Annotated in this window: 24 protein-coding genes; 18 read left to right on the forward strand and 6 right to left on the reverse strand. The window is 62.1% G+C overall.

The features are described from left to right. The 4 genes from PHU01S_RS23820 to PHU01S_RS23835 all read left to right on the forward strand — a co-directional run. Positions 1 to 2,134, forward strand: a 2,134-nt coding sequence (locus PHU01S_RS23820) for a cellulose biosynthesis cyclic di-GMP-binding regulatory protein BcsB (RefSeq protein WP_164763179.1), incomplete at its 5' end; no start/stop codon positions are given. A 5-nt stretch (positions 2,135 to 2,139) separates the two neighbouring features. Further along, entirely contained in the window at positions 2,140 to 3,207 is a 1,068-nt protein-coding gene (locus PHU01S_RS23825) for a glycoside hydrolase family 113 (protein WP_049867282.1), read from the forward strand. A gap of 122 nt (positions 3,208 to 3,329) precedes the next feature. Next, entirely contained in the window at positions 3,330 to 4,169 is an 840-nt protein-coding gene (locus PHU01S_RS23830; protein WP_048749294.1) for a DegV family protein, read from the forward strand. Between the two features lie 48 nt (positions 4,170 to 4,217). Then, positions 4,218 to 4,556: a hypothetical protein gene (locus tag PHU01S_RS23835; protein WP_048749296.1), complete on the forward strand. Its 339-nt coding sequence runs from the start codon at positions 4,218 to 4,220 to the stop codon at positions 4,554 to 4,556. A gap of 407 nt (positions 4,557 to 4,963) precedes the next feature. Here the strand turns inward: PHU01S_RS23835 and PHU01S_RS23840 are convergent, their stop codons facing one another. Continuing rightward, positions 4,964 to 5,341 (reverse strand): nuclear transport factor 2 family protein, encoded by a 378-nt coding sequence (locus PHU01S_RS23840; RefSeq protein ID WP_232313291.1) that lies wholly within the window; start codon positions 5,339 to 5,341, stop codon positions 4,964 to 4,966. Between the two features lie 193 nt (positions 5,342 to 5,534). On the opposite strand from PHU01S_RS23840, the gene PHU01S_RS23845 reads away from it, so the two are divergent. Genes PHU01S_RS23845 through PHU01S_RS23860 form a run of 4 tightly spaced genes read left to right on the forward strand, consistent with a single transcriptional unit; the run spans position 5,535 to position 9,121 of the window. Next, positions 5,535 to 6,233: a methyltransferase domain-containing protein gene (locus PHU01S_RS23845; protein WP_164763180.1), complete on the forward strand. Its 699-nt coding sequence runs from the start codon at positions 5,535 to 5,537 to the stop codon at positions 6,231 to 6,233. After that, positions 6,178 to 7,389 carry an NAD(P)/FAD-dependent oxidoreductase gene (locus PHU01S_RS23850; protein WP_218032495.1) on the forward strand — a complete coding sequence of 404 codons (1,212 nt, stop codon included), beginning with the start codon at positions 6,178 to 6,180 and terminating at the stop codon, positions 7,387 to 7,389. Before PHU01S_RS23845 ends, PHU01S_RS23850 begins: the two co-directional genes overlap by 56 nt. Positions 7,390 to 7,427: 38 nt before the next feature. After that, on the forward strand, positions 7,428 to 7,892 hold the full coding sequence (locus PHU01S_RS23855) for an SRPBCC family protein (RefSeq protein WP_049867284.1): 465 nt from the start codon (positions 7,428 to 7,430) through the stop codon (positions 7,890 to 7,892). Continuing rightward, positions 7,889 to 9,121 (forward strand): beta-ketoacyl-[acyl-carrier-protein] synthase family protein, encoded by a 1,233-nt coding sequence (locus tag PHU01S_RS23860; protein ID WP_127510265.1) that lies wholly within the window; start codon positions 7,889 to 7,891, stop codon positions 9,119 to 9,121. Before PHU01S_RS23855 ends, PHU01S_RS23860 begins: the two co-directional genes overlap by 4 nt. An 84-nt stretch (positions 9,122 to 9,205) precedes the next feature. Here PHU01S_RS23860 and PHU01S_RS23865 read toward each other — a convergent pair whose 3' ends face one another. After that, the gene (locus PHU01S_RS23865) at positions 9,206 to 9,484 is read right to left on the reverse strand and encodes a DUF2653 family protein (RefSeq protein ID WP_048749306.1); all 279 of its coding nucleotides are present in this window, start codon (positions 9,482 to 9,484) and stop codon (positions 9,206 to 9,208) included. 6 nt (positions 9,485 to 9,490) lie between these two features. Beyond that, the gene (locus PHU01S_RS23870; RefSeq protein ID WP_021880757.1) at positions 9,491 to 9,922 is read right to left on the reverse strand and encodes an Import inner membrane translocase subunit Tim44; all 432 of its coding nucleotides are present in this window, start codon (positions 9,920 to 9,922) and stop codon (positions 9,491 to 9,493) included. A gap of 196 nt (positions 9,923 to 10,118) precedes the next feature. On the opposite strand from PHU01S_RS23870, the gene PHU01S_RS23875 reads away from it, so the two are divergent. Then, positions 10,119 to 10,667 carry a DUF309 domain-containing protein gene (locus tag PHU01S_RS23875; protein ID WP_048749308.1) on the forward strand — a complete coding sequence of 183 codons (549 nt, stop codon included), beginning with the start codon at positions 10,119 to 10,121 and terminating at the stop codon, positions 10,665 to 10,667. Positions 10,668 to 10,745: 78 nt separating this feature from the next. Here the strand turns inward: PHU01S_RS23875 and PHU01S_RS23880 are convergent, their stop codons facing one another. Continuing rightward, positions 10,746 to 11,342 carry a beta-class carbonic anhydrase gene (locus PHU01S_RS23880; RefSeq protein ID WP_048749310.1) on the reverse strand — a complete coding sequence of 199 codons (597 nt, stop codon included), beginning with the start codon at positions 11,340 to 11,342 and terminating at the stop codon, positions 10,746 to 10,748. 32 nt (positions 11,343 to 11,374) lie between these two features. Further along, entirely contained in the window at positions 11,375 to 11,710 is a 336-nt protein-coding gene (locus PHU01S_RS23885; RefSeq protein ID WP_021880760.1) for an iron-sulfur cluster biosynthesis family protein, read from the reverse strand. Between the two features lie 129 nt (positions 11,711 to 11,839). Between PHU01S_RS23885 and PHU01S_RS23890 the strand changes: the two genes are divergently transcribed. Next, entirely contained in the window at positions 11,840 to 13,351 is a 1,512-nt protein-coding gene (locus tag PHU01S_RS23890) for a carboxypeptidase M32 (protein WP_127510277.1), read from the forward strand. Here the strand turns inward: PHU01S_RS23890 and PHU01S_RS26470 are convergent. Beyond that, positions 13,339 to 13,491, reverse strand: a complete 153-nt coding sequence (locus PHU01S_RS26470; RefSeq protein ID WP_218032496.1) for a hypothetical protein — start codon at positions 13,489 to 13,491, stop codon at positions 13,339 to 13,341. The two genes, PHU01S_RS23890 and PHU01S_RS26470, sit on opposite strands and share 13 nt — an antisense overlap. Positions 13,492 to 13,634: 143 nt before the next feature. Here PHU01S_RS26470 and PHU01S_RS23895 point away from each other — a divergent pair, with 143 nt between their 5' ends. The 8 genes from PHU01S_RS23895 to mutL form a co-directional block, all read left to right on the forward strand. Then, entirely contained in the window at positions 13,635 to 14,633 is a 999-nt protein-coding gene (locus tag PHU01S_RS23895; protein ID WP_048749312.1) for an ABC transporter substrate-binding protein, read from the forward strand. 86 nt (positions 14,634 to 14,719) lie between these two features. Further along, positions 14,720 to 15,517, forward strand: coding sequence for an ABC transporter ATP-binding protein (locus PHU01S_RS23900; RefSeq protein WP_127510267.1), 798 nt, complete (start codon positions 14,720 to 14,722; stop codon positions 15,515 to 15,517). Next, positions 15,510 to 16,412 (forward strand): ABC transporter permease, encoded by a 903-nt coding sequence (locus PHU01S_RS23905; protein WP_127510269.1) that lies wholly within the window; start codon positions 15,510 to 15,512, stop codon positions 16,410 to 16,412. The genes PHU01S_RS23900 and PHU01S_RS23905 overlap by 8 nt, the downstream gene beginning before the upstream one ends. Before the next feature lie 436 nt (positions 16,413 to 16,848). Further along, positions 16,849 to 17,841 carry an aromatic acid exporter family protein gene (locus tag PHU01S_RS23910; RefSeq protein ID WP_232316784.1) on the forward strand — a complete coding sequence of 331 codons (993 nt, stop codon included), beginning with the start codon at positions 16,849 to 16,851 and terminating at the stop codon, positions 17,839 to 17,841. 146 nt (positions 17,842 to 17,987) lie between these two features. Then, positions 17,988 to 18,557, forward strand: a complete 570-nt coding sequence (locus PHU01S_RS23915; RefSeq protein WP_021882315.1) for an outer spore coat protein CotE — start codon at positions 17,988 to 17,990, stop codon at positions 18,555 to 18,557. Between the two features lie 176 nt (positions 18,558 to 18,733). Further along, complete coding sequence (locus tag PHU01S_RS23920; RefSeq protein WP_127510271.1) at positions 18,734 to 20,350, forward strand: putative amidoligase domain-containing protein; 1,617 nt, start codon at positions 18,734 to 18,736, stop codon at positions 20,348 to 20,350. A 338-nt stretch (positions 20,351 to 20,688) separates the two neighbouring features. Next, positions 20,689 to 23,475, forward strand: coding sequence for a DNA mismatch repair protein MutS (mutS, locus tag PHU01S_RS23925; RefSeq protein WP_127510273.1), 2,787 nt, complete (start codon positions 20,689 to 20,691; stop codon positions 23,473 to 23,475). A 27-nt stretch (positions 23,476 to 23,502) separates the two neighbouring features. After that, positions 23,503 to 24,651 (forward strand): DNA mismatch repair endonuclease MutL (mutL, locus tag PHU01S_RS23930; protein ID WP_127510275.1); only part of this gene is annotated, 1,149 nt, incomplete at its 3' end.

The raw sequence follows: 24,651 nt of genomic DNA on the forward strand, positions 1-24,651 counted from the left end.
GGCAGCGACGCCGTCCGCGGCCCAGCCGACGGCCGACGCGGCAGCGAAGCCGTCCACCGCCGCTGAGCCGTCCGCCAATGCGGCAGAAACGCCGGCTGCCGGCCAGCCGCGTTATTATGCGGACGGGACGCTCTTCGCCAAGCTTCCGTACCCGCAGGAGCTGCGGCTTCAGGGCATTTACGCTTCCCAGGCATCCTATTTCAATCTCGGCACCCGCTGGTCGGTGCAGCAGTCCGTGCTCCACCTCGATATCCGGGCAAGCCGCAAAGCCTCGCTCAGCTCCCTGACCGTCGAAATCAACGGCAAGCCGGTTCATTCGGCCGCTCTGAGCGGTTACGGCGAGACCGGCAAAAGGCTCGATGTAGCCGTTCCGGCCGATGCCTGGCGTTCCGGCAGCAATGAGATCCGCTTATGGCTCGGCAATAAGGAATTCGGAGAAATCGGATTTTGTGTCGACGAGCGGGACAAGGACAACTGGCTGACCGTCCAGAAAAGCTCCTGGCTGGAGATCGGCTACCGCACCGAGCTGCCCTCCCTCGAGCTGTCGCAATTCCCTTATCCGTTTCTGAAAGATGCAGGCGACACATCGGGCACCGGCACCTCCATCGTCCTTCCCGACCAGCCGGACGAAGCGGAGACGGCGGCCGCCCTTCAAGCCGCCGCTTCCTTGGGCTCCTATGCGCCGGACGGCCTCGTCGGACTTCATATGGACAAGCATGCGGCAATCGTTGCCGGAGACCATCGGAACGATCATCTCATCTACGTAGGCCGGTTGTCCGGAATGCCCGAGGAAATCCGTTCCGCGGCGCCGCAGGAGGCGGTATCCCGCATCGGGGAAGGGCCGGTGCTGTTCCGGACGGTATCGCCCTACAATCCGAACCGCATCCTGATGGTCATCGCCAGCGGAGACGATTCCTCCGTTCTCGACACGGCGGCCCGGCTGCTGCAGAACAAGGACATGACCTCGCAGCTGAGCGACTCGTCCGCGCTCATACCGGCCGGCACGGACATCAATCTGGCCTCCGGCCGTTTGACCGGCGATACATGGACGCTGGAGCAGCTCGGCTACGACAACGGGCTGGAAGTAAGAGGGCCGCTGCGCCAGCAGACGACATTCGACATCAAGCTTCCATCCAACAAGCTCGTCGTTCCGGGAGCCAAAGCGAAGTTCCAGCTCCGGTATGCCCGGAACCTGAATTTCGGCCAGTCCCTCGCGACGCTGTATGTGAACGGAATTCCGGCCGGCAGCAAAAAGCTGGATGCCTCCAAGGCGGACAGCGATGTGTGGGAAGTCAACATTCCGAGCCGCGCGGCCAAGCTGTCGTATCTGGAGTTCTCGGTTGCGTTCGACCTGCAGATGAACGATTTGAGCTGCGCGCCGACGGGAGAGCAGACTCCGTGGGCCTATGTCGATCCGTCCTCCTCCGTCAGCCTCCCGGCCAAGGATGAGCGCTCGATGCTTCTGGATTATTATCCTTGGCCCTTCATCAAGAACGGCAAGTGGAACGACGCGGCTTTCGCGCTTCCTTCCGATCCGGACGGAGACGACTACTCGCTTCTGGCTGGAGCCGCTTCTTATCTGGGCCGTTCCCTCACCGACAACAGCGCTTCCCTGAAGGTGCTGTCCGAAGGAAAGTGGAATCCAACCCGCGACAAGGGCGTCAATGTCATCGCGGCCGGCACGCCTGCCAGCCTCCCGGCGCTCAAAGCGTTGAACGGAAGCTTATGGTTCCGCTATGATTCTTCCTTCAGCTATTTCATATCCAATGAAAAACGGAGGCTGCTGCCCGAATTCGCCAAGCAGCTCGTTTCTTTGCAGCTAATTCCGTCTCCGGCGGACCCGGAAACGGCCGTGCTGGCCGTCACGGCTCCGGACGAGCGGAATTTGGCGCTCGCAGGCAAGTTTCTCGCACAGGATAAAAATGCCTCCGGCCTGATCGGCAACGCCGTCCTGATCAACCGGTGGGGAGAAGCGACCAATCATGCCTTCAGCGGCGACGACAGCTACAGCCTGAGCGAGAAAGTGAATCTGAGCACCGGACAAGCCCGGCTGTTCACGATTCTGTTCGGCACGGTGCTGCTTCTCCTGATCGCGGGAATCGTCTTCTATCTGCGCAAATACAGAAGGAGGTAGCGCCTGTGTTCCCGATAGGACGCCTCGTGAAGATGCTGCTTGCAGCGGGTCTGGCTGCGGCGGCTTTTGCAGCCGCGGTATGGATGTGGACGTCATCCCAGCCGAAGGAGAAGACGGACTTCCTGAGCCTGAAAGTCAAATCGGCCAACCTGTCGGTCGATTACGATCCGGAACAAGTGCTGGAGGATGCCGGCAGGCTTGGTCTGAACACGGTCAATGTTCCGGTCGTCGTCGAAGTGAGCGATGTGCGCTCGAGCGACATGACGCTGGACGAAGCCAGCCTGAACAAGGCCATCGAGCTCATTCCCCGGCTTCAGAGCCGAGGCATGCGGATCATCGTGGAGCCTTATCCATGGATCAATCGAGGCAGCGAGGTGGAGACCGACTGGAATCCGGATCATCTCGATGCCTTTTTCGAGCAGTGGCGGAGCAGAGTGCTTGTTCCGCTCGCACGCCGGGTTGCCGAGCCTTATCACGCCGATGCGATGATCGCCGGCTCCAATCTCGTGCATCTGGAGCGGTTCGGCGGCGAATGGAGCTCCATGCTCCAGCAGCTGAGAGGCGAGTACAGCGGACTTCTGACGTATAAAACCAATTGGTGGTATACGGCTGCCTGGGACAAGGCCAGCACGGCCGCTTACGAAGCCAAGCGGGACAACCCTCTCTGGGCGGATACCGACTTCATTACGGTCGCGGCCTATTTCGAGCTGTCCGAGCGTCGGGTAAATACGGCCGGACAGCTGCTGTCGGCATTGAGCTCCACCGAAGTGAACGGCCGCGGCCAGGATGTCGTGAGCGAAGTCATGGCATTGTCGGGCAAATGGGGCAAGCCGGTCTACTTCGGCGAGCTCGGGTTTCCAGCCCGCGAATATGCGGCGAAAGAGCCCTGGAATCCATCCCCTTCGGACGTGGAGGACGGAGGCGAGCAGGCAAGGCTGTTCCAGGCTTACCGGGAAGCCTTCTCCGGCAAGCCTGGGTTCATGGGCTTCTCGGTATTCGCAATCGGCGAGAAAAGCAAGGACAAGCATTATTATCCTTCGGACGATAGCGCGAAAGTGATCCGAGCCTGGTAAGGCTCGCCAACGTCCTGGCTTGGCCGATGCATACCTTAAGCCTTTTGACAAGTTATATTTGTTACTATTTTTGAGGGGAACGGCTTCGGTATAATGGAAGCATTGAAAGGAGCGCTTACACCATGCCTATTCAAATCATCACAGACAGCGGTTCTGATCTCCCGACCGACTTCATTGCAGCCCATTCCATTACCATCGTTCATCTTCCCGTCTCGTTCCAGGACGAGCTTATGCCGGATGACACGGATGCCGCAAGCTTTTATGCCCGCATGCGGGCATGCCCGGAGCTTCCGCGGACCGCAAGCCCAAGCCCGAACACGTTTCTGGAAGCATATAAGGCCGTAGAACCCGGCCGCGACATTCTGGTCGTCAGCATGTCCTCGAACATCAGCAGCACCTATCAGTCCGCCTTGATCGCCAAGGGGCTGTACGAGGACGAGGGCCTGCCGAACCGGATTGAAATCATCGACTCCAAAACCTTTTCCGGCGGCCTGTCCCTGGTGGTGTCCCAGGCGGCCGAATGGGCCCGCACCTGCTCCAGCCTCGACGAGCTCAAGGACAAGGTCAGCAGGCTTGCGCTTGAGACAAGCGCTTTCTTCACGCTCGACAGCCTCGAGAACGTCATCAAGGGCGGAAGGCTGAGCAGGCTTGCCGGCGGCGTGGCGTCGGTGCTCAACATCAAGCTGCTGCTCAAAATCAATGAAGAAGGCGTCGTCGAGGTCGAAGAGAAGACGCGCGGCTTCCGCAAAGCGCTGAACTCTTTGCTCGCAAGGCTCGAAGACAAGCAGCACGACTACGAGAACGGTTTTGTCGCGATCGTCCACAGCAACTGCGAAGTGCTCGCTCTCGAATTCAAGGATCGGGTGCTGGAGAAGCATCCGTTCAAGAAGGTGCTGTTCTCCAGCATGGGACCTGTCATGGGTACTTATGCCGGCGAAGGGGGCATCGGCGTCGCGTTCTGAGGTCAGCCTGCAGAGGGAAATGAAGGGGGGCGGCCGCCGCTCCCTTTTTTGGCTTGGAAGGGCTTGATCGGCCGCAGCGGACAGAAGAAAGGAGGCGTGCAGGACATGCTGGCCAAACAGCGCTACATCAAAATGGAGCGGGTTTTGAACGGCTCCGGGATGGACACCGTCGTTCTCGAGCTGGACTTGCTGCTGGACGGGGAAACGATAATCGCCGAAGGCAGAAGCTTCCCCTTGAAGGACGTATACGACATCTCGTATCGGATCGTCGGCGGACAGCTCGGCATCCTGTATCTGCATACGAGCTCCGGAGTCTATCCGTTCAACGTGGAAGAGGATCCGGCCGCCTTCATCCTTGCTTTCAAGAGAACGGCTTCGCGGCGTTAAGGCAGGCCGCCTAGTCGGCTGCGAAACGGCTTCAAGGCCGAGTCCGCCGACCGCGGCATATCCGCCGGATGCCTTCATGCGGAGCTTTCCGCCGTCTCTGCCGGCCGGAGGACCTGCCGGAAGCATGTGGACCTTGCCCTGCCGTCATGATCAAGGTATCCAAGCAGCCGAGCGGCTTGTTCACGCTAGCCTTCCTTTCCGACGAGCAGCAGGCCCTTTCACGGCCTGCAGAGACTATTTGGAGCATCGGGCGCTTCGCGGCGGAGACCGGCAGCAGGCAGCAGGCAGCAGGCCAAAGCGTCAAGCGGACGGAAAGCAGCCTGGCCTGGCCCGCGAATGATTTTCTTTCAGTCTGCAGTCAGCAAGATCCCGCTTGTCCCGGGCAAAGGGAGGAGCGGGATCTTCTTTTATTTCTCCAGTTCGATATATTCTCTCGCCAGCTTCCACTGTCCGTCTTCCAGCCTCCATACGAACATGAACAGCGCCGGATGCGGAGTGCCCTCCACCAGATTGATCTCCCTGCCGAGGACGAGAACTTCCTCGCCTTCCCTGCGCTCCTGGACATCCGAGATTTCGTAGCTCTTCGAAGCTTCCCCGTATTGGCTGAGCACGCCTTCCAAATCGTAGCCGAACCCGTACTGATCCGGCCGCTCCAGTCCCGAATGCGCCCAATAACCGGCAAAGCCCGGCGACATCATGGCACGGATCGCATCGGCGTTTTTGCTGACGAAACCGTCATTCCAAGCCTGGAAATACTTGTCCATCACGGAATAGATCCCATGCAAGCTTATCCCCTCTTTCATTCCATTATATTCCATGAGTATATCATGGATTTCCCGCCCGCGGCTCGGCTGGCATGCATGGTAGGGAGGATAGTTGCGGATGCCGGCTTCGGCATCTTCTTTTGCGCTGCCGATGGATGGTTTTGGCAATAAAGCGCATACTACGCCTGACGACATGATCAAGGAGGAGCAGACTGTGAAGCGTCAGCTGAGAAAGGAATGGCTGGATGAAGAGGAGGCTCTGTCGCAGGAGGAACTGGAGGCAAGCTTGCTGGAAGTTTGGGCGGTCAATCGATGGCTCGGGGGCAATCCGCCCCTCTTCCGGCATCTGGGCAGGCTGCTGACGGGCTTGAGAGGAAGCGCGTCTCCCGTCCGAGTGCTCGATGTGGCGACAGGCATGGCCGATCAGCCGCTCGCTCTGTGCCGGTGGGCGGAGAAACGGGGCATTCCGCTCGAGGTGACCGGAGTCGAGATCAGTCCATCCATCGCAAAGCTGGCCCGCAAGCGGACAGGAGGGCATGCGTCCATCACCATTCATGAAGGAGATGGACGCCATCTTCCCTATGGCGACGGAGCTTTCGATATTGCGTTCAGCAACCTCGCCCTGCATCATATGAGCGACGAGGATGCCGTCTCGATGCTGCGGGAGATGGATCGCGTGACGAGGAAGGGCTGGATCGTCACGGATTTGGAACGGAGCCGTACGGCATACGGCATCGCGAGGCTGCTCGCCAAGCTGGTGTGGCGAAGTCCGGTGACGCGGCATGACGGTCCGTTGTCCGTCCAGCGGTCGTTCACGGCGGCGGAGGCTCGCAGGCTGCTAGCCGCCGCAGGGCTTGATGCGACGGTCAAGCGCCACTTCCCCTACCGGCTGGCGCTGCTCAGCCGTGTATGACGTGCTCGTGGCGGGAGCCGGCCCTGCCGGAAGCGCGCTTGCTTGGACGCTTGCGAGAGCCGGGCTGAAAACGGCTCTGCTGGAGGCGCGGCGGCATCCCAGAGGCAAGCCCTGCGGAGAGTCGCTGAATCCAGGCGCCGCAGCCGCCTTGGAAAGGCTGGCCGGGAAGCGGCGCTTCGCCGAAGGCGGAGCGGCAGGTCCGGCCCAGACATTCGGTCATCCGCTGCGCGGCTGGCTGCTGCACTGCGGGACCGCGAGCATGGAAGCGGAGTTTCCTGGCGGCGCAGCGGGGTTTAGCTGCCGCCGCGATCAGCTGGACGGCTGGCTGCTGGAGCAGGCGGAGCTTGCCGGCGCCGAAGTGCTGCAGGAGCATCGCGTACGGAGGGCGATGCGCGGCGATGACGGCGGCTGCCTCGTGGAGGGGGAGGCAGGCGGCGGCACCTTCCGCATTCGAGCCCGTTATGTAGCGGGCGCGGACGGCATCCGCTCCGCCGTCGCCCGTTCATCCGGACTTGGAGCTCCGTGGGGGGCGCTGCGCAAAATCGCCATTACGGCGCGAATGAGCGGCATCGAACAGCTTCGCGACAGGGTGGAGCTGCATCTGAATGAAGGCTCGACCCTTGGAATCGCCCCGCTCAAAGGAGATGCCGCCAATGTCACGCTTGTCCTGCCGGCAGGCTCGGCATGGGCGGAGGAAGGCAGGAACAAGAGCGCCGCCATGCTTAGGGAGCTGTCGAGGCGCCCCCGGCTGGAGGGACGCTGCCGTCACGCCGTCCTGGAGGATGAGCCTCTCGCATGCGGCCCGTTCCATCAGCCCATTCCGCAGCCGGCCTCCGGACGCATCGTACTTGTCGGAGATGCGGCCGGTTATTACGATCCGCTTACCGGCCAGGGCATCTATCGGGCGCTTAGGAGCGCCGAGCTGGCCGCGCCGCTGCTGCTGCGGGCGCTCGAAACCGGAGACGAGCGCCAGCTCAGCGTGTATGGACGGCTCTATCGGAAGGAGTTCGCCGCTGCAGCGGCTCTCCAGCGGGTGATCGAATTCGGAGCGGCGCGGCCCCGATTGTTCGAGGCTTCCATCCGGATATTGGGCCGGACGCCCGGAGCCGGGAGCCGGCTCGCTGCATGGATCGGCGATTGCGGCAGCGTTACTTGACTGGATTCGACAGCTAATTCCGAAGGAGGAGTGCAGCGATGCATACGTATAATGAGATTTACATCCAAAGAGCGCCTGACGAGGTGTTCCCTTACGCAAGGGATGTCGATCAGTGGCCGGTTCATTTGCACCACTACCGCTCCGTGTCGTTTCGAACCGGAGCCCCTGATTACGGCATCGTGGAAATGGCCGCATGGAGGCATTTCGGCAGGCTGCGCTGGCCGGTGTGGTGGGTGAGCAGGATGGAATCGAGGGAAGCCGAGAGCCGCATATTGTACCGTCATATCGAAGGGGTGACAAAGGGCATGGACGTGGAATGGAGGCTGGAGCCGAGCGGGGAAGGAACAAAAGCGTCCATCGTGCATGAATGGGATCGTCCGCCGGTAGGCGGTCTGGCCGCAAGAGGAATCATAGGGCCGGCCTTCGTGCAGGTCATCGCGGACCGGACCTTGGCAGGAATCAAATTCGCGGCGGAAGCCGCCGGAATGGGGCATCGTTCATGAGCGACCGCAGGGCAGTCATTACGGGTATCGGATGCGTGACGCCGATCGGCACTGGAGCCGAATCTCTTTGGGAAGGGGTGCGCCGGGGCGAGAGCGCCGTCGGTCCGATCGACCGCTTCGTTCCGGAAGGCTTGAAAAGCCGGATTGCAGCGCAGATCAAGGACTTTCGGGCCGAAGACTATATGGACCGCAAACGGGCGCATCGCACCGACCGGTACTCGCAGCTGTCGATCGCATCCGGCCGGATGGCGCTGCGGCATGCGGGCATCGAGGCCGGAGCGCTGGATCCGGAGCGGACGGGCATCTTCATGGGAAGCGCGCTGGGAGGCATCTCCTATGCCGAGGAGCAGTGCAGCCAGTACATGGCCGGCGGTTACCGGAGCGTGTCTCCGACGCTCGGCTTCTCCGTCTTCGGAGGAGCTTCCTCCTGCAACATGGCGATGGAATTCGGCTTCAACGGTCCGAACGAGACCAACTCGATGAGCTGCGCTTCGGGCGCTGTGGCGATCGGCAGGGCGCTCCAGGCCATCCGCCGCGGCGAAGCCGACGTCATGCTCGCGGGAGGCGCGGAGTCTCCGCTCTCTCCGCTGTCGTTCGGAGCCTTCGATCTGCTGCGCGCGATGTCGACCCGCAACGACGAGCCGGGAAGGGCCAGCCGCCCGTTCGACCGCACGCGGGACGGATTCGTCATGGGGGAAGGGGCGGCTGTGCTCGTCATCGAGGAGGAAGGCCATGCCCGCGCCAGGGGAGCCCGCATTCTGGCGGAGATCAGCGGCTTCGGCGTGACGAACGACGCCCATCACATGAGCGCTCCGCTCCCTTGCGGCACGCAGGCCCAGCGCGCGATGAGGCTGGCGCTGAACGATGCGGACATGCTGCAGGAGGAGGTGGGCTACATCAACGCCCACGGTTCTTCGACGCTGCTCAACGATGTGACCGAATCGAAAGTCATCCGCAGCGTATTCGGAACCCGTCCGGTGGCGGTCAGCGGCACGAAAGGGCTGTACGGCCATCCGCTTGGAGCGTCGGGAGCGATCGAAGCCGCCATCACCTGCCTGTCTCTGCATCATGGATGGCTGCCGCCGACGGCCAACTTGACGGAACCTGACGAGGAGGCCGATCTCGATCTCGTTTACGGCCATGGACGGGACAAAAGGCTGGATGCGGCTCTGTCCAATTCCTACGGCTTCGGCGGCATCAATGCGACGCTCGCATTCCGCAGCCGATAGGTTCATTGGAACCGAAAAAAGCTTCCCCTGACCATCTTATCGAAGATGAAGGGGAAGCTTTTCGTCTATTTCTGGCTTCAAGCGCTATTCGGCGATATCCGCCCAGAACTCTTCGTCGGCGTCCAGCGTAATCTGGGAACGATAGACCCGCATGCCGTACTCCTTGAACATGTACTGCTCGATCGCTTCCTTGAGGTTGGCCTCGACGAGATAATGCGATCGGTCGCCGATAAAGACTTCGGCGGAGAAGCCGTATTCCTCGTCCCAGCCGAGCTGCACCTCGACCTGCGAAGGCTGGAGCCCGCGCCGGCTGGATTCGCTGAGGCATACGGCGTTGATGATTTCGTCCGTCAGAATCCGCATCGGCGATCAGTAAGGCCCGCGGCGATCGTCGGTCGCGGCCTTGCGCTTGTTGCGGAAGTGGACGACGATGGACCGGATGACCATGAACAGGATGTAGATCGCGAGCAGGTTGATGATCAGGCCGAAGAAGTCGCCCATGAAGCCCATGCCGGAGAACATGCTGCCGAACATCAGTCCCGCCAGGCCGCCGATCATGAGGCCCTTCATCATGCCGCCGCCGCTGAAGAAGCCGCGGTTCGCCGTCGTGCCGGCTGCCGCTCCTGCGGCCGGGGTTTTATTGGTGTCCGCCCGCTGTACGTTCTCGGTCGATTTTTTTGGAGTCTGCGTAAAGCTCTGGCGCGGAGATTTCATGCCGCCGCGCTTGGCGTCAACCGTTCCCGCCGCCGTGAAGGCGAACAGAACCGTAAAGGCCAGCATCAGAATAAATCCTTTTTTCATGTCGTGAAGAGTCCCCCTCCGAGTGGTAAGTGATGGTATGAACGCCGGGTTCTCGGCAAGAACCTCCATTGCGTTTGGGTGTGTATACGTCTATGATGATAGTCGGGTTTCATTTTTATGTAGATGCACATGAGATTTAATTCACAATCTGCCGTTGGTGCAGGCTGGACATTATAGATTAGGAAGGCTGGCAAGCATGATGCTGATCTCCCACAAATACCCCGATGCCTATATCCGATATCTCGCAGAGTTCCACGGGACAAGGGATTACTTCGAATGCCACGAGATTCTGGAGGAATACTGGAAGGAGCATCCCGGCGACGAGCAGGCCCAGCTCTGGCACGGACTGATTCAGATTGCCGTCGGTCAATACCATCTGCGGCGCGGCAACCGGGAAGGAGCCCGCAAAATGCTGCGCTCCGCCTGGGAAAGGCTGTCGCTGCCGCTGCTGGAGCAGGCGGGACTTGACGGCGGCTTGCTTCGCAGACAGCTGGACGAGGCCGCCTCGCTGCTGGAGCGGGGCGAGGGAATCCCTTACTCCGGCTGGATGCTGCCGATCCGCGATCTCGAGCTGGCGGCTGCCTGCAAGGAACGCTGCGCTGCGGAAGGGCTGGATTGGTGCGGCGATATCGTGGCAGGCGATGAGCTGATTCACCGCCATCTGACGCGCGACCGCAGCGAAGTCGTACAAGCGCGGGAGCAGTCGCTCCGGCTTAAGAGAGCAGCGGCGCGAGGCGGAGGCTGACCGCTGCGAGACCGAACAAAAAGGCTTATCCGGATCGGGCTGCGGCCCGATCCGGATAAGCCTTTGCTGGTTTGCGGGTTATTCTGCGGCAGGCGCGGGCTCCGCATTTCTCAAAAATTCGTATCCTTCGGTCACGAGATCGAGCTTGCCTGTCTGAGGATGGATGATCATGCCGTGCACGGGCGTGCCCGGAGGGAGCAGAGGGTGGTTGCGGACGATGCTTACGCTCTTCTCGACGCTCGACCGCACATTGTCGAAGCCGGTCAGCCAGCGGGTGAAATCGACGCCGGAATGCTTCAGCGTGCGGATCGTCTGGGAAGGCACTCCCCGATCCACCATTTTGCCGATCATGCTGTCCGGATTGATGCCCGTCATGCCGCAGTTGTAATGGCCGATGATGAACACTTCATCCGCGTTCAGCTCATAGAGCGCGACCAGGATGCTTCGCATGATGTTGCCGAACGGCTGCGTGATGATGGCGCCGGCGTTCTTGAGGATTTTGGCGTCGCCGTTGCGGAGATTGAGCGCTCTTGGCAGCAGCTCCGACAGCCGCGCATCCATGCAGGTCAGGATGACCATTCGCTTGTCGGGGAATTTGTCGGTCAAATATTCCTCATACTTCTTGTCCTCGACGAATTTTTCGTTATAGGCAAGCATTTCCTGGAGATTGTTCATGATGCTCCCGACCTCTCTTTCGCACAGTTGGTTTAGAAGGTGGCCGTTCCTTGCGGGAAGAACCGCAGGTCATGGCTGTAGATCTGGCTGTCGCTCGCCAGGATGAAGGCTTGTCGAGCCGGGTTGTAGTCCAGCTTCAGCTCGGGCTCGAAAAACACCTCGTATCTTTCCTCGTAGAGGAAAGGAAACGGGTCGCCTTCGCCGATGACGTCGCCGGGACTCGCCTGGCCGACGATGTGAAGGGCGGACACGCCGTTGACGACGCAGCCGCAGCCCTCCGTATCGTACACAAGCTTAAGGATGCCCTTCCCGTCCTCGAGATAAGGCTTCAGCGCCTCGACGGCGGCTGTCTTGAATGTGATGCGCATCTTCCGCCACTCCTTTGTCCGCGGCTTCCGAGCAGCCGGAGGCCCGGTTTGATTACCGTTGATTATAAGGTCTGTCCCCGCTATGATCAAGTATAGAACGCATAGAAGAAAGGGTGACGACCTGTGACGATATCTACATACGAAAGGACTTTGGCCGATTTCCGCGCTCTGGACCGGAAAATCCGGAATTACCATGAAGCCCAGGCCATTCTCGCCTGGGATCTGCGCACCGGCGCCCCCCGCAAAGGAATGGACGCCCGCTCCGAGGTGCTCGGCCAGCTGGCCGGCGAAGCGTTCAAGCTCTCCACCTCCGCCGAGATGGGAGAGCTGCTGCAGGCTCTCGAGCAGAAGGAAGCGCAGGCCGGCCTGGGCGAGATCGACCTCAAGCTGGTCCATGAAGTCCGGCGCCAGTACGACCGCAGCGTCAAGATTCCGGCCAAGCTGTACGAGGAAGCCGTCGTCCTGATCTCGCAGTCGGAATCCGCCTGGGAGGTCGCCCGCGGCAACAACGACTTCGCTTCGTTCGAGCCGTTCCTGGACAAGGTCATCGGGTATACGAACCAGTTCATCGATCTATGGGGGCCGAAGGCTACCCGGTATGATACGCTGATCGACGATTATGAGCCGGACATGTCCGTCGCCGAGCTGGACAGCATCTTCAGCTCGCTGCGCGACGAGCTCGTCCCGCTGTCTTCGGCCATCGCGGACTCGCCGAACAAGCCCTCCCGCGAATTTCTGAACCAGCTGTTCGACAAAGGCGCGCAGAAGGACTTCAGCCTGTTCATGCTCGGCCAGATGGGCTACGACTTCGAAGCCGGACGTCTGGACGAGACCGCGCATCCGTTCGCTACGGGAATCAATCTCGGCGACGTGCGGATCACGACGCGTTATCTGGCCGATGACGTGACGAGCGCTTTGTTCGGCACGATCCATGAGGGCGGCCATGCGCTGTATGAGCAGAACGTCTCGCCGGAGCTCGCCGGAACTTCCCTGTGCGGCGGAACGTCGATGGGCATCCACGAGTCGCAGTCGCGCTTTTGGGAGAACACGATCGGCCGCAGCCGCCCGTTCTGGCACCGGTATTTCGGCGACCTCCAGAGCCGCTTCCCCGGCCAGCTGAACATCAGTCCGGAGGAATTCTACCGTTCGCAGAACACCGTCCAGCCTTCCCTCATCCGCATCGAGGCCGACGAGCTGACCTACAACCTGCATATCATCATCCGCTACGAGATCGAGAAGATGATCTTCAACGAAGGGGCGAAGGCATCCGATCTCCCGGCGATCTGGAACGACAAATACCGGGAATACCTCGGCATCACGCCGCCGGACAACGCTCAGGGCGTCATGCAGGACGTGCACTGGAGCGCCGGGCTGTTCGGCTACTTCCCGTCCTATTCCCTCGGCAACATGTACGCGGCGCAGATGGCCGACACGATGGAAGACCAGCTTCCGGAGATGTGGGAGCTGGTTGCGCGCGGCGAGCTGACGCCGATCAAATCCTGGCTGACAGACCGCGTCCACAAATACGGCAAGCTCAAGACGCCGAAGGAAATCATTGTCGGAGCGACGGGCAAACCGCTGGACCCGAGCTACCTCGTGAAGTATTTGCGGGCCAAATACACGGATATCTACAAGCTGTAAGGAGCAAGCGGCGCCGAGCTGCAGCAGCCCCAAGGCAGCGACGCCTTGCCGGCCCCAAGCTCCGGCGGCCGGGCTGCCCGAGCTTGGACCAAGCCTCTCCATCTGCCGTTCATATGGCGGAGGAGGGGCTTTTTTGCCATGTCCTTTGAAATCGGAACAGCGGTCTTGACGGATGCCGCGCCGCTTGCCGGCGAACGCCCGCCGTCGCTCCCGCCATTCACCATCCGGCTGCCGCCAGCATAGGCTGTAGCACACAAAGGTCCACATGGGAGGAAACATCCATATGAAAAAACAAGCTATCGGAGGCCTGCTGCTGGCGGCTTCGCTGCTGCTGACGGCCTCGCTGTCCGGCTGCGGAAGCAAAAGCGGCGGTCCGGTGAAGATCCGTGTCGGCGAAGTGACGCGCTCGCTCTTCTACGCTCCGGAATATGTCGCCTTGTCCAAAGGCTTCTTCAAGGACGAAGGGCTTGATGTCGAGCTGCAGACGACCGCGGGCGGCGACAAGACGATGACCGCGCTGCTGTCCGGCGCCATCGACGTCGCTCTCGTCGGCTCCGAAACGTCCATTTATGTCTATCAGCAAGGCTCCGACGATCCCGTCATCAACTTTGCCCAGGTGACGCAGACCGACGGAACGTTCCTCATGTCCCGCACGGGAGCCGCCTTCGACTGGAGCAATCTCAAGGGAGCCGCCTTCCTCGGCCAGCGCAAGGGCGGAATGCCGCAGATGGCGGGCGAATTCACCCTCAAGAAAAAAGGCATCGACCCCCACAAGGATCTCAAGCTGATCCAGAATATCGACTTTGCGAACATTACGGCGGCATATGCGTCCGGAACGGGCGATTACGTGCAGCTGTTCGAGCCGCAGGCTTCGATGATGGAGAAGGAAGGCAAGGGCAAGGTCGTCGCTTCGTTCGGCGTGGAGAGCGGCCATCTGCCTTATACCGTCTTCATGAGCAAGCAAAGCTACATCAAGAAGAATGAGGACACGGTGCAGAAGTTCACGAACGCGGTCCAAAAGGCGCAAACCTGGGTCAAGGAGCACAGCGCCCAGGAAATCGCCGATGCCGTCGGATCCTACTTCCCAAGCACGGACAAAACGATCATCGTAAGCTCCATCGACCGCTACAAGCAGCAAGGATCCTATGCGGATAACCCGGTCATCGACAAAGAGGAATGGAACAACCTGCTCGACGTCATGACATCCGCCGGAGAGCTCAAGGACCGTCCCGATCACGACAAGCTGGTGGACAATTCGTTTGCGGAAAAGGCCGGCAAATAGCGTCCGGCGATTGAACGGCAGGCCGGAGGACACGTCCGGCCTGCATGCTACGTTTCGGGGCGACGCTTGGAAAGGAGGACAAGGACATGGACGACAAATCACCGATGCTGGAGCTGCGGGGAGTCTCGCATGTCTATGTCGGCAGGAAAGGGGCTTCCCTGGCTGTCGACCGGATGGAGCTGGCTGTTGGACATGGAGAATTCATCAGCCTGGTCGGCCCGAGCGGCTGCGGCAAAACGACCGTGCTCAGCCTGCTTGCGGGCTTGTTTCCGCCGGCAGCGGGCCAGGTGCTGCTCGGAGGCAAGCCGGTAACGGGGCCGTCCGCCAAGGTCGGCTACATGCTTCAGCAGGACTGCCTCCTGCCATGGCGCACGATCCGGGACAATGCCGGGCTCGGCCTGGACATCGCAGGCAGGCGCGCGGCGGCGGAACGGAATCGGGTCGAAATGCTGCTCGAGGAAGTCGGGCTTGCCGGAACGGAGGGCAAATATCCGGGAGAGCTGTCCGGCGGCATGAGGCAGCGGGTGGCGCTGACGAGGACGCTGGCGCCGGAGCCCGATGTGCTGCTGCTCGACGAGCCGTTCTCGGCTCTGGATATGCATATCAAGATGCAGCTTGAGGATCTCGTGCAGGCGACGCTGCGCAAGCTGGGCAAGACAGCGGTGCTCGTCACCCATGACTTGGCCGAGGCGGCGGCGATGAGCGACCGGGTCGTCGTGCTCGGCCGCAATCCGGGACGCATCCGCAAGGAAATCGCCGTGCCGGAGGCTATCAGGAGGCTGGCGCCGACGGAGGCGCGCAAGCATCCTTCCTTTCAGGCGCTGTTCGATGCGCTGTGGGTAGAACTGAACGCCGGAGAAAGAGAAGGTGGGTCTCATGAGTGACGACAAAGCCTGTCATCCGGCAGGCGGAGACAAGGAAGCGGCTTCTTCGGAAGACAATGGCGGACCGCATGGCGGTGATGATCGGGCAGGATGGCTGAAGGCGCTTCATGCCGCCTACCGCCGCCGCGAGCGGAGCATCGGAGCGGCCGTTCTGTCGGTGCAGCTGCTTCTGCTGGCTGCATTCGTCCTCCTATGGGAGGCGGCGGGACGCTTGAAATGGATCGATCCGCTCCTCTTCAGCTACCCGACCAAAATCGCCGCCCAGCTGGCTTCCTCGAGCGCGGACGGCACGTTATGGCCGCATGTCGGCGTCACTGTGGCGGAGACGGCGGCGGGATTCGTCCTCGGGACGCTGATCGGGACAGCGCTTGCCGCGCTGTTGTGGTGGTTCCCGTTCGTATCGAAGGTATTCGATCCCTATCTGGTCGTATTCAACAGCCTTCCGAAAGTCGCCCTCGGGCCGATCTTCATCGTGGCCATGGGCCAAGGCTTCCTGTCGATTCTCTCCGTGACGCTGTCGATGACGGTCATCGTGACGACGATCGGCATCTACAACCGGTTCCGGGACAGCGAGCCCGGCCTCGTCAAGGTCGTGAGGCTGCTCGGCGGGACGCGGCTGCAGCTGTTCCGGCTCGTCATCCTGCCGGCTTCGTTTCCGGTCATCATCTCGACGCTGAAGGTCAACGTCGGCCTGGCATGGGTCGGCGTCATCGTCGGCGAGTTCCTGGTCGCCAAGGAAGGACTGGGCTACCTGATCATTTACGGCTTCCAGGTGTTCAACTTCACGCTCGTCCTGTCGACGCTCGTCGTGATCGCGGCTACGGCGACCTTGATGTACCAGGGCGTCGCGCTGCTGGAGAAGAAGCTCGTATCCGGCGGGAGAGAGCCGTCGTAAGGCTGGAACCGAAGCAGCCTCGGAATAGGGAGCGGCGAGAATGGAGCCGCCCTCGCGAGGGCGGAACGTGCAGGGGGAGATTCCCGGCCGACTGCTGCATCGGGGGCCGGCATCCGGAGCGGAGAAGAAGCGGCGGATCCGGGCTGCGCGGCTGCAATTGACGTGCCGGGCAGGAAGGTCTAGGATGATACGACAGGCATGGCGCCTCGGCGGCATCCGGGCGGAAGCCCGGCTGGCCGAAGCGCTTTTTTTCATGGGGAGGCGGGAGGACGGACGAACTTGCCGCATGCCGCTGCAAGGCAAGCGGCAGCGGCCATCCTCCCGCCCCGCATCCCGCGGGAGCAAGCGCGGATGCGGATGCCCATAATCGCCGCGCCCAAGCCGCAGAAGCCGGCTTGCGCGTCAAACGGAATCGGAAAGGCAGGGAGAAATGGCTGTGAAAGGAATCGGGCTTAGAGTGGTGAAAACGGCTGCTGCCGTCGCGGCTGCCATCTGGACGGCCCAACTGCTGGACCTGACGCAGCCGCTGTTCGCCGGGGTGCTCGCCATACTCGGAGTCGAGACGACCCGGCGCAAAGGCTTCCGCAGCCTGTTCGAAAGGCTGGCCGCGGGCGTCATCGCGCTGCTGGTTTCTTCGGCTCTGTTCGAGCTGATCGGATACCGGATCTGGACGGCGGCCATCTATGTCCTGCTCGTATTTCCCTTGCTGTCCAGGCTCCGCCTTCGGGACGGCATCGTGCCGGGCAGCGTGCTTGTCTTCCACGTATATGGCGCGGGGGAGGTTACGGGCGGCCTGCTGCTGAACGAATTGCTGCTGCTGCTCGTCGGTCTCGGATGGTCGGCGCTGTTCAACCATGTCTACATGCCCGGGGAGACGAAGCGGCTGCAGCAGCTTCGGACCTCCGTCGAGAGGAAGTTCGGCGAGATATTCGCCGAAATGGCCGCGGTCCTTCGCGATCCAGGCCGTGTCTGGAGCGGGTCGCAGCTGCTGGAGCTGGAGGACGACGTCGCCGAGGGAGAGGGAAGGGCGCAGCGGGAACAGCATAACCGGCCCTGGGAGCCGGACTTTTATTGGACCGTTTATTTTGCCATGCGCAGGCGTCAGCTGGAGAGCCTCGCTGCGATGCTTCAGCTTCTATCGTATGTATACGGGCGTCTGCCCCAAGGCGAGCTGCTGGCCGAGCTGCTCGAGAAGATCGAAGGCGACATCTCGTCGGATTACTATGAAGACCGGACCCGGCTCGCGCTGGCCGAGCTGCGGCGACACTACCGGACGATGGAGCTGCCCCGGACGCGGGACGAATTCGAGGCCCGCTCGGCATTGCTTCAGCTGTGCCTGGAGCTTGAACGCTTCCTGGATACGGCAAGCCGGCACAAAAAGCGCCGCAATGCCGGCGGCAGCCCCGTCAGCGGGGCGTCCCGGGAATAATTTGCCGCGCGGTGTCATCTTCTCCATGCCTGCCCCATACAATGAATCAGGGAAAATTCGTTGCGGCGCCCGGAAAAGAAGGAGTCACCCTAGACGAATGTCCTGCATACACTTGTAAGGAATGATTGTATGGAGGAGGTTAAGAAATGACGATTGCAGATAAACAGCTTCAGACTAGAGAAATCATCACGAAAGCTGTCTGCGGTAAAGGTCGCAAGTTCTCGACGGTATCGCATACCGTCACGCCCCCTCACCGCCCCACCAGCATACTGGGCGCTTGGGTCATCAACCACCAGTATGAAGCGGTTCGGTCGGGGGACGGCATTGAGGTCGTCGGATCTTACGACATCAACATCTGGTATTCGTACAACAAAAACTCTCAAACCGACGTAGCGAAGGAAACGGTCTCTTATGTCGAAAACATCCCTCTCTCCTACGTGGACCCGAAGCACCGGGCAGCCACGGAGGAAGTTTCGGCTGAATCGACGCAAGAGCCCAACTGCATCGAAGCGAATATCTCTTCGAACGGCTCTTCCGTAGTCGTGCGGGTCGAACGCGAATTCGCGGTCGAGATGATTGCCGAAACCAAAGTATGCGTAGCGGTCGTTCCGGGCGGCTGCGACGACTTTGACGGCAAAGACGGCAAGTATGGTTTTGACGACGGGGACAGCGGCTTCGACGACCTGGATCCCGATCTTCTCGACGACGAGCTGTAAAGCCGGGCCTCAAGGTTCTTACTGCAGGGTATGCAGGCATACGAAGGAATTCGAGGGCGAAAGCCCTCTTTTTTTGTAGGGCTAGCGCATAATTTCTTCCTGCTTTATTTGTGCAGGGCGAATTGTAGCGTCAAGGCCAGCTGAGGCTGCGGCAAATCACTGGGGGAGGCGATGCCATGGCTGGCAGGATGTGGCTATGGTGCGACGGCCAGGAAGACGATGCCGCCGCGTTGTCCACGCGTCTGGGCATTCCTTTATGCCAAACCGGCGAAGTCGGACCGAGCGGGCAGGATGCCGTGTTTGTCTGGGGAAGCTCGCGGCTTCCGGAGCGTTGGAGCGCGCTCTTGAGCGGCAGGGGGCCGGGAGCCGGCGAAGCGGCCGGCCTGCCGTGGCTGCTCAATGCCAATGCCGCCCGCGTAGCGGCCATGGGGCCGGAACGGCTGCAAAGGGAATTGGAGGCGGCGGGCCTGCATGCGGGAGGAGCTGCGGAGACCGGCAGGCTGTACCGGGTTGCGGTCGGAGAGGGAGAGCCTTTGCTTGCGCATCGGATCCGCTCCGAATCGTGGCGCAAGGGAATGCTCGCCGGGAGCCTGGCAAGCGCCATAGAGGAAGGCGGCGCCGGCTTGCCGCCCTCAGCGCCGACGGACAGCGGCGGTTTGCCGGGCTCGATGCCCGGCTTCCATGCGGGCGCCAACGCCGGTCCCGCAGGCCTGTGGCGGTATGCCGAGGACCCGGCTATGCGGCGTTCCGTGCGCGCGGCTCTGAGAGCGGCATACGAGCTCGGGCTTGATGCCGCCGAGGTGCTGGTCCGCGCTGCAGACGGCGGCCGGGCGTCCATCGCCGGCATTCGTCTGCCCGGCTGCCGGCGCTTTTTGCTTGCCGGCGAAGGAAAGCTTGCGGAGGCGGCTGCCGTGCCGGAAGCGGCAGCGGGTTTGTGGAGTTTCTTATGCGGCCGAATCCAAGGCCTGCTGGACGCTTCGGCGCAGCAGGACGGACCGGGCATCCGGATCGGAGCCGATCCGGAGTTCGTCATCCTGAGGCCCGACGGAAAAATCCATTCCGCCTCTCATCTCGGAGGCCTGAGCAGCCCCGTCGGAAGCGACGTGCTGCTCACCGGGCGGCAGATCAGGCAGCCGGTCGGAGAGCTTCGGCCGGAGCCGTCGGCGACGGCGCAAGGTCTGGCCGAGAATATCCGTCTCCTGCTGCTGCGGGCTTCGAGGAGGGGAGCATCGAAGCCCGGCATGCGCCTGCTTGCCGGAGCGATGCCGCTGCCCGGCCTGCCGCTGGGAGGCCATGTCCATCTCAGCGGGCTCCCGCTGACATCGCGCCTGCTCCGCGTGCTGGACAGCTATGCCGCTTTTCCGATGGCTCTGGCGGAAGATCCGCGCGGCCGGGCCCGCCGTCCGCGGTACGGCACGCTTGGAGACAGCAGGCCCCAGCCGCATGGAGGGTTTGAATACCGCACGCTGCCGAGCTGGCTCGTCTCGCCGGCCGCCGCGCGCTACGCTCTGGCCGTCAGCATGCTGGCGGCCGAGGAGAGTTCCCGCCTGAACTATTTGCCTTCCATGGATGGTCGTTACGTGAAGGCGTATTACGAGGGAGACAAGGAGACGCTCCGGGAATGCCTGCCGGCGCTTCGGACGGCGCTGGAGAAGGTTCCTGCGTACTCCAGGCATCAGGCCTGGCTGGAGCCGTTCCTGGATGCGGTCGGCAGCGGAGCGAGCTGGGACGAAAGCAGGGACCTTCGAATCCGCTGGGGAATCCCTGTTCCCGAACCAATTTCGCCGACATGAAAGGATCGCTGCCGAAGCCAGCGGGCCTATCGGTCTATCGGGCTTCTCGAGAGCGGGCGTTTACCTAGTCGGGGCGAACTTATGTCTGCTTCGCTTGAACTCATGGGAAGAGCCTATCGCCCTTTTCAGGGAGGATTTTTTTGATGCATGCGGGGCAAGGAGGACGAACAGGCAGCCTCGTTGCTCCGACAAGACGGCCGAAGCGCGCCAGCGCCCGGCCTTTTCCGGCGTTCTCCTTTTGTACGGCCATTCTTGAACTGCTATAATGAGAGATGATTGTGTTCACAAGGCCGCTGCGGCGGGAAGAGAAAATACTGGAGTTTGACCGGGAGGGCCCAATGGCTGCACTTACGCCGATGATGGAGCAGTACATGTCCATCAAGCAGGAAGCGAAAGACGCTTTCCTATTTTTCCGTCTTGGAGATTTCTACGAGCTGTTCTTCGACGATGCCGTTCTGGCTTCGAGGGAACTGGAAATAACGCTGACCGGCCGCGCTGGCGGCGGCGAAGAGCGGATACCGATGTGCGGGGTGCCGTATCATTCGGCTGAGGGATACATAGCTCGCCTGATTGAAAAGGGCTACAAGGTCGCCATCTGCGAGCAGGTGGAGGATCATGCCGCGGCCAAGGGCGTCGTGCGGAGGGAAATCGTCCGCGTCGTGACGCCGGGAACGGTCATGGAGACCAAATCGCTGGCCGACAAAGCCAACAACTATATTGTGTCCGTCGCTCGGGAAGGCGGCCAGTTCGCGCTGGCAGCCTGCGACTTGACGACGGGAGAGCTGTACGCCACCTCGTTCCCGGGCGGGCTTGAGCTGCTCCAGGACGAGATCAACGTCTACGTGCCGGCAGAAATCGTCGGGGACGCTTCCGTGCTGGACAGCCTGAAGCAGAAGCCGCCAGCAGGGGCGAGGCCGGTGCTGTACACCGCCCGCGAGCCTCTGGCGGCGCGGGAGCTGGAGGCGCTGTTTCCGGACGGAGCGCTTAACGGGCTTGCTGCTCCGAGGCTGCGCGCCGTCGCCGCTCTCGCCGGCTATCTGGCGGAAACCCAGAAGAGGTCGCTCGGCCACGTCCGCAGCATCCGCACCTACGAGCCGAACCAGTACCTGATTCTGGATCCGTTCACCCGGCGCAACCTGGAGCTGACCGAGACGGTGCAGGGACGCAGCCGCAAAGGCTCGCTGCTCTGGCTGCTCGACCGGACGAAAACGTCGATGGGCGGCAGGCTGCTGCGCCGCTGGATCGACAAGCCGCTGCTGTCTGCGGCTGCGGTCGAGGAGCGGCTGGAGGCGGTGGAGGCGCTGCACGGAAATCTCATCCTGCGCGAGGATCTGCGCGGCGAGCTGGATGGGATCTATGATCTGGAAAGGCTTGTCGGACGGGTCGCCTACGGTACGGCGGGCGGCCGCGATCTGGCGGCTCTTAGAGCTTCCCTGGAGCGCGTGCCGGCCGTGCTGGAGCTTCTTGCCGCCTCTCCGTCGCATACGCTGCGGCAGCTCGCGGGCGGCGTGGACGAATGCGCCGATCTGAGAGAAATGATCGACACCGTGCTCGTGGACGAGCCTCCGGTGTCCGTGCGCGAAGGCGGACTGATCCGCGCCGGATACGACGCCTACCTCGACCAGCTGCGCGAAGCGAGCACGGGAGGCAAGAGGTGGCTGGCCGAGTTGGAGCGCAGGGAGCGCGAGGCGACGGGCATCAAGACGCTGAAAATCGGTTACAACAAAGTGTTCGGCTATTTCCTTGAAGTGTCCAAAGCGAATATATCCGCCCTGCCGGAAGGCCGGTACGAAAGAAAGCAGACGCTGGCGAATGCCGAGCGCTACGTCACGCCGGAGCTCAAGGAGAAGGAGAGGCTCATTCTCGAGGCCGAGGAGAAAATGACGGATCTCGAATACAGCCTCTTCCTCCAGCTCCGCGACGCCGTGTCGGGTCAGCTGCACCGGCTGCAGCGGCTTGCGGAAACGATCGCCTGCGCCGATGTGCTGCAGTCGCTCGCCGCGGTCAGCGCCGAGCGCCGCTATGTCCGGCCCGCGGTATCGGACGGGTACGACCTGCTCATAGAAGGCGGCCGCCATCCCGTCGTGGAAGCGGTCATGGAGGACGTCACCTTCATGGCCAACGGAGCGGATCTGTCGCGCGATGGCGCCCGCGTCCTGCTCATAACGGGACCGAACATGGCCGGCAAAAGCACGTACATGCGCCAGACGGCTCTGATCTGCGTCATGGCCCAGATCGGCTGCTTCGTGCCGGCCCGCTCGGCGAGGCTGCCTCTGGTCGACCGGATCTTCACCCGCATCGGAGCGGCCGACGACCTCGTCGGCGGCCAGAGCACGTTCATGGTGGAGATGCGCGACATCCAGCAGATGACCGACAAGGCGACGGAGCGCAGCCTCGTCATCATCGACGAGCTGGGACGGGGCACCTCGACCGCGGAAGGCATGTCGATCGCGCAGGCGGTCATCGAGTACCTGCACGACCGGACGGGCTGCAAGGCGCTCGTATCGACTCATTTCCACGAGCTGTCTCATCTGGAAGAGTCTCTGGAGCATCTGAGCAACGCCTCCATGGCGGTCAAGGAAAGCGGCGGCGACGTCACCTTCCTGCGCCGCCTCGTGCCGGGAGCGGCCAGCACCAGCTACGGCATCTACTGCGCCCGTCTCGCCGGGCTGCCCGACAGCATCATCGGACGCGCCTATGAGCTTCTCGAGTCTGCAGAGAGCCACCATTCGCCGGCTGCGTCGAAGAAGGGCGATCCGGGCGAGGTGAATCGGGCGGATTCAGACCGTCAAGCCGGTGCCATGCTGGCTCCGTCGGGTTTGGCTCGAACGGCTGGAACGGCGATACGGGATCCGGAAGGGGCGGAGAAGGCGGAGCGGGCCCTGGAGGGCGCCGAAGCCTACCGGGCCGAAGCGGCAGTCGGCGCCGCCGTCGCGGATCCGGTCCAGCTGTCGATCTTCGGCGAGGATGCGGCGCATCGCGATGCGCCGCCCAAGCGCAAGGCGGGCAGGCACGAGGATGCGGAGGATGCCTTTGCAGACAGCCTTCGCAAGCTGGACCTGCTGAACATGACTCCGCTGCAGGCGATCCAGTGGCTGAGCGACATGAAGGCCAAGCTGGGCTAGAACAGCAGCACAGAGAGGAGACCGGCCATGGGCAGAATTCAAGTGATGGACGAGCATTTGGCGAACCAGATTGCCGCGGGCGAAGTCGTCGAACGGCCCGCGTCGGTCGTGAAGGAGCTGGTGGAGAACGCGGTCGATGCCGGAGCAACCTCCATCGACATCACGATCGAAGAGGGAGGACTCAGCCTGATCCGCGTCCAGGACGACGGCGGCGGCATCGAAGCGGAGGACATGGAGACGGCGTTCCAGCGGCATGCCACGAGCAAGCTGCTGGACAGCCGGGATCTGTTCCGCATCGCGAGCCTCGGCTTCCGCGGCGAGGCGCTGCCGAGCATCGCGGCTGTCGCGAGGGTCGACTGCACGTCGGCCGGAAGCGACAGCGGACTCGGCCGGCGCATCGTGATGGAAGGCGGGCGGATGACCGCCGACGAGCATGCCGGTGCCGCTCAAGGCACCGATATGGTCGTGCGCGATCTGTTCTTCAACACGCCCGCCAGGCTCAAGTACATGAAAAGCATCCAGACGGAGCTTGGACATATATCGGACTATATTTACCGCATCGCGCTCGCGCATCCCGGGATCGCCTTCTCGCTGACCCACAACGGCGGCAATCTGCTGCGGACGCTGGGCAACGGGGATCGGCTCCAGGTAATCGCGGCGGTATACGGCACCGCCACGGCCAAGGCGATGCTGCCGCTGAGGGGAACGCATCCCGACTACGAGCTGAACGGCTACATCTCCAAGCCGGAAATGACGAGGGCGAGCCGCAGCGCGATCACGACCGTCGTCAATGGACGCTACATCCGCAGCTTCACCGTGCAGCAGGCTCTCCTGGCCGCCTACCATACGCTGCTGCCGATCAACCGGTTCCCGATCGCCGTCCTGGAGATCGGGATGCATCCCGGTCTCGTCGACGTCAACGTGCATCCTTCCAAGATGGAGGTGCGCTTCAGCAAGGAGCCGGAGCTGAAGGCGTTCCTGGAAGAGACGGTTAAGGAAGCGCTTGGGGGCAGGCGGCATATTCCGGGCCCGGAGTCCGGCCGCTCCGAGCGTTCCGGGCCGTTGTACCGCCAGGAGCAGCTGCGCTTCCATCAGCCGGAGCCGGATGCGGGCCGCTCCTCCGGCGGCGCTGCGGCGGAGCCTCCGCCTGGCCTGGTTTCAGCGGCGCGCGAGGCA

This window comes from Paenibacillus humicus NBRC 102415 (assembly GCF_004000905.1).
GTDB classification, from domain to species: Bacteria; Bacillota; Bacilli; order Paenibacillales; family Paenibacillaceae; genus Paenibacillus_O; species Paenibacillus_O humicus.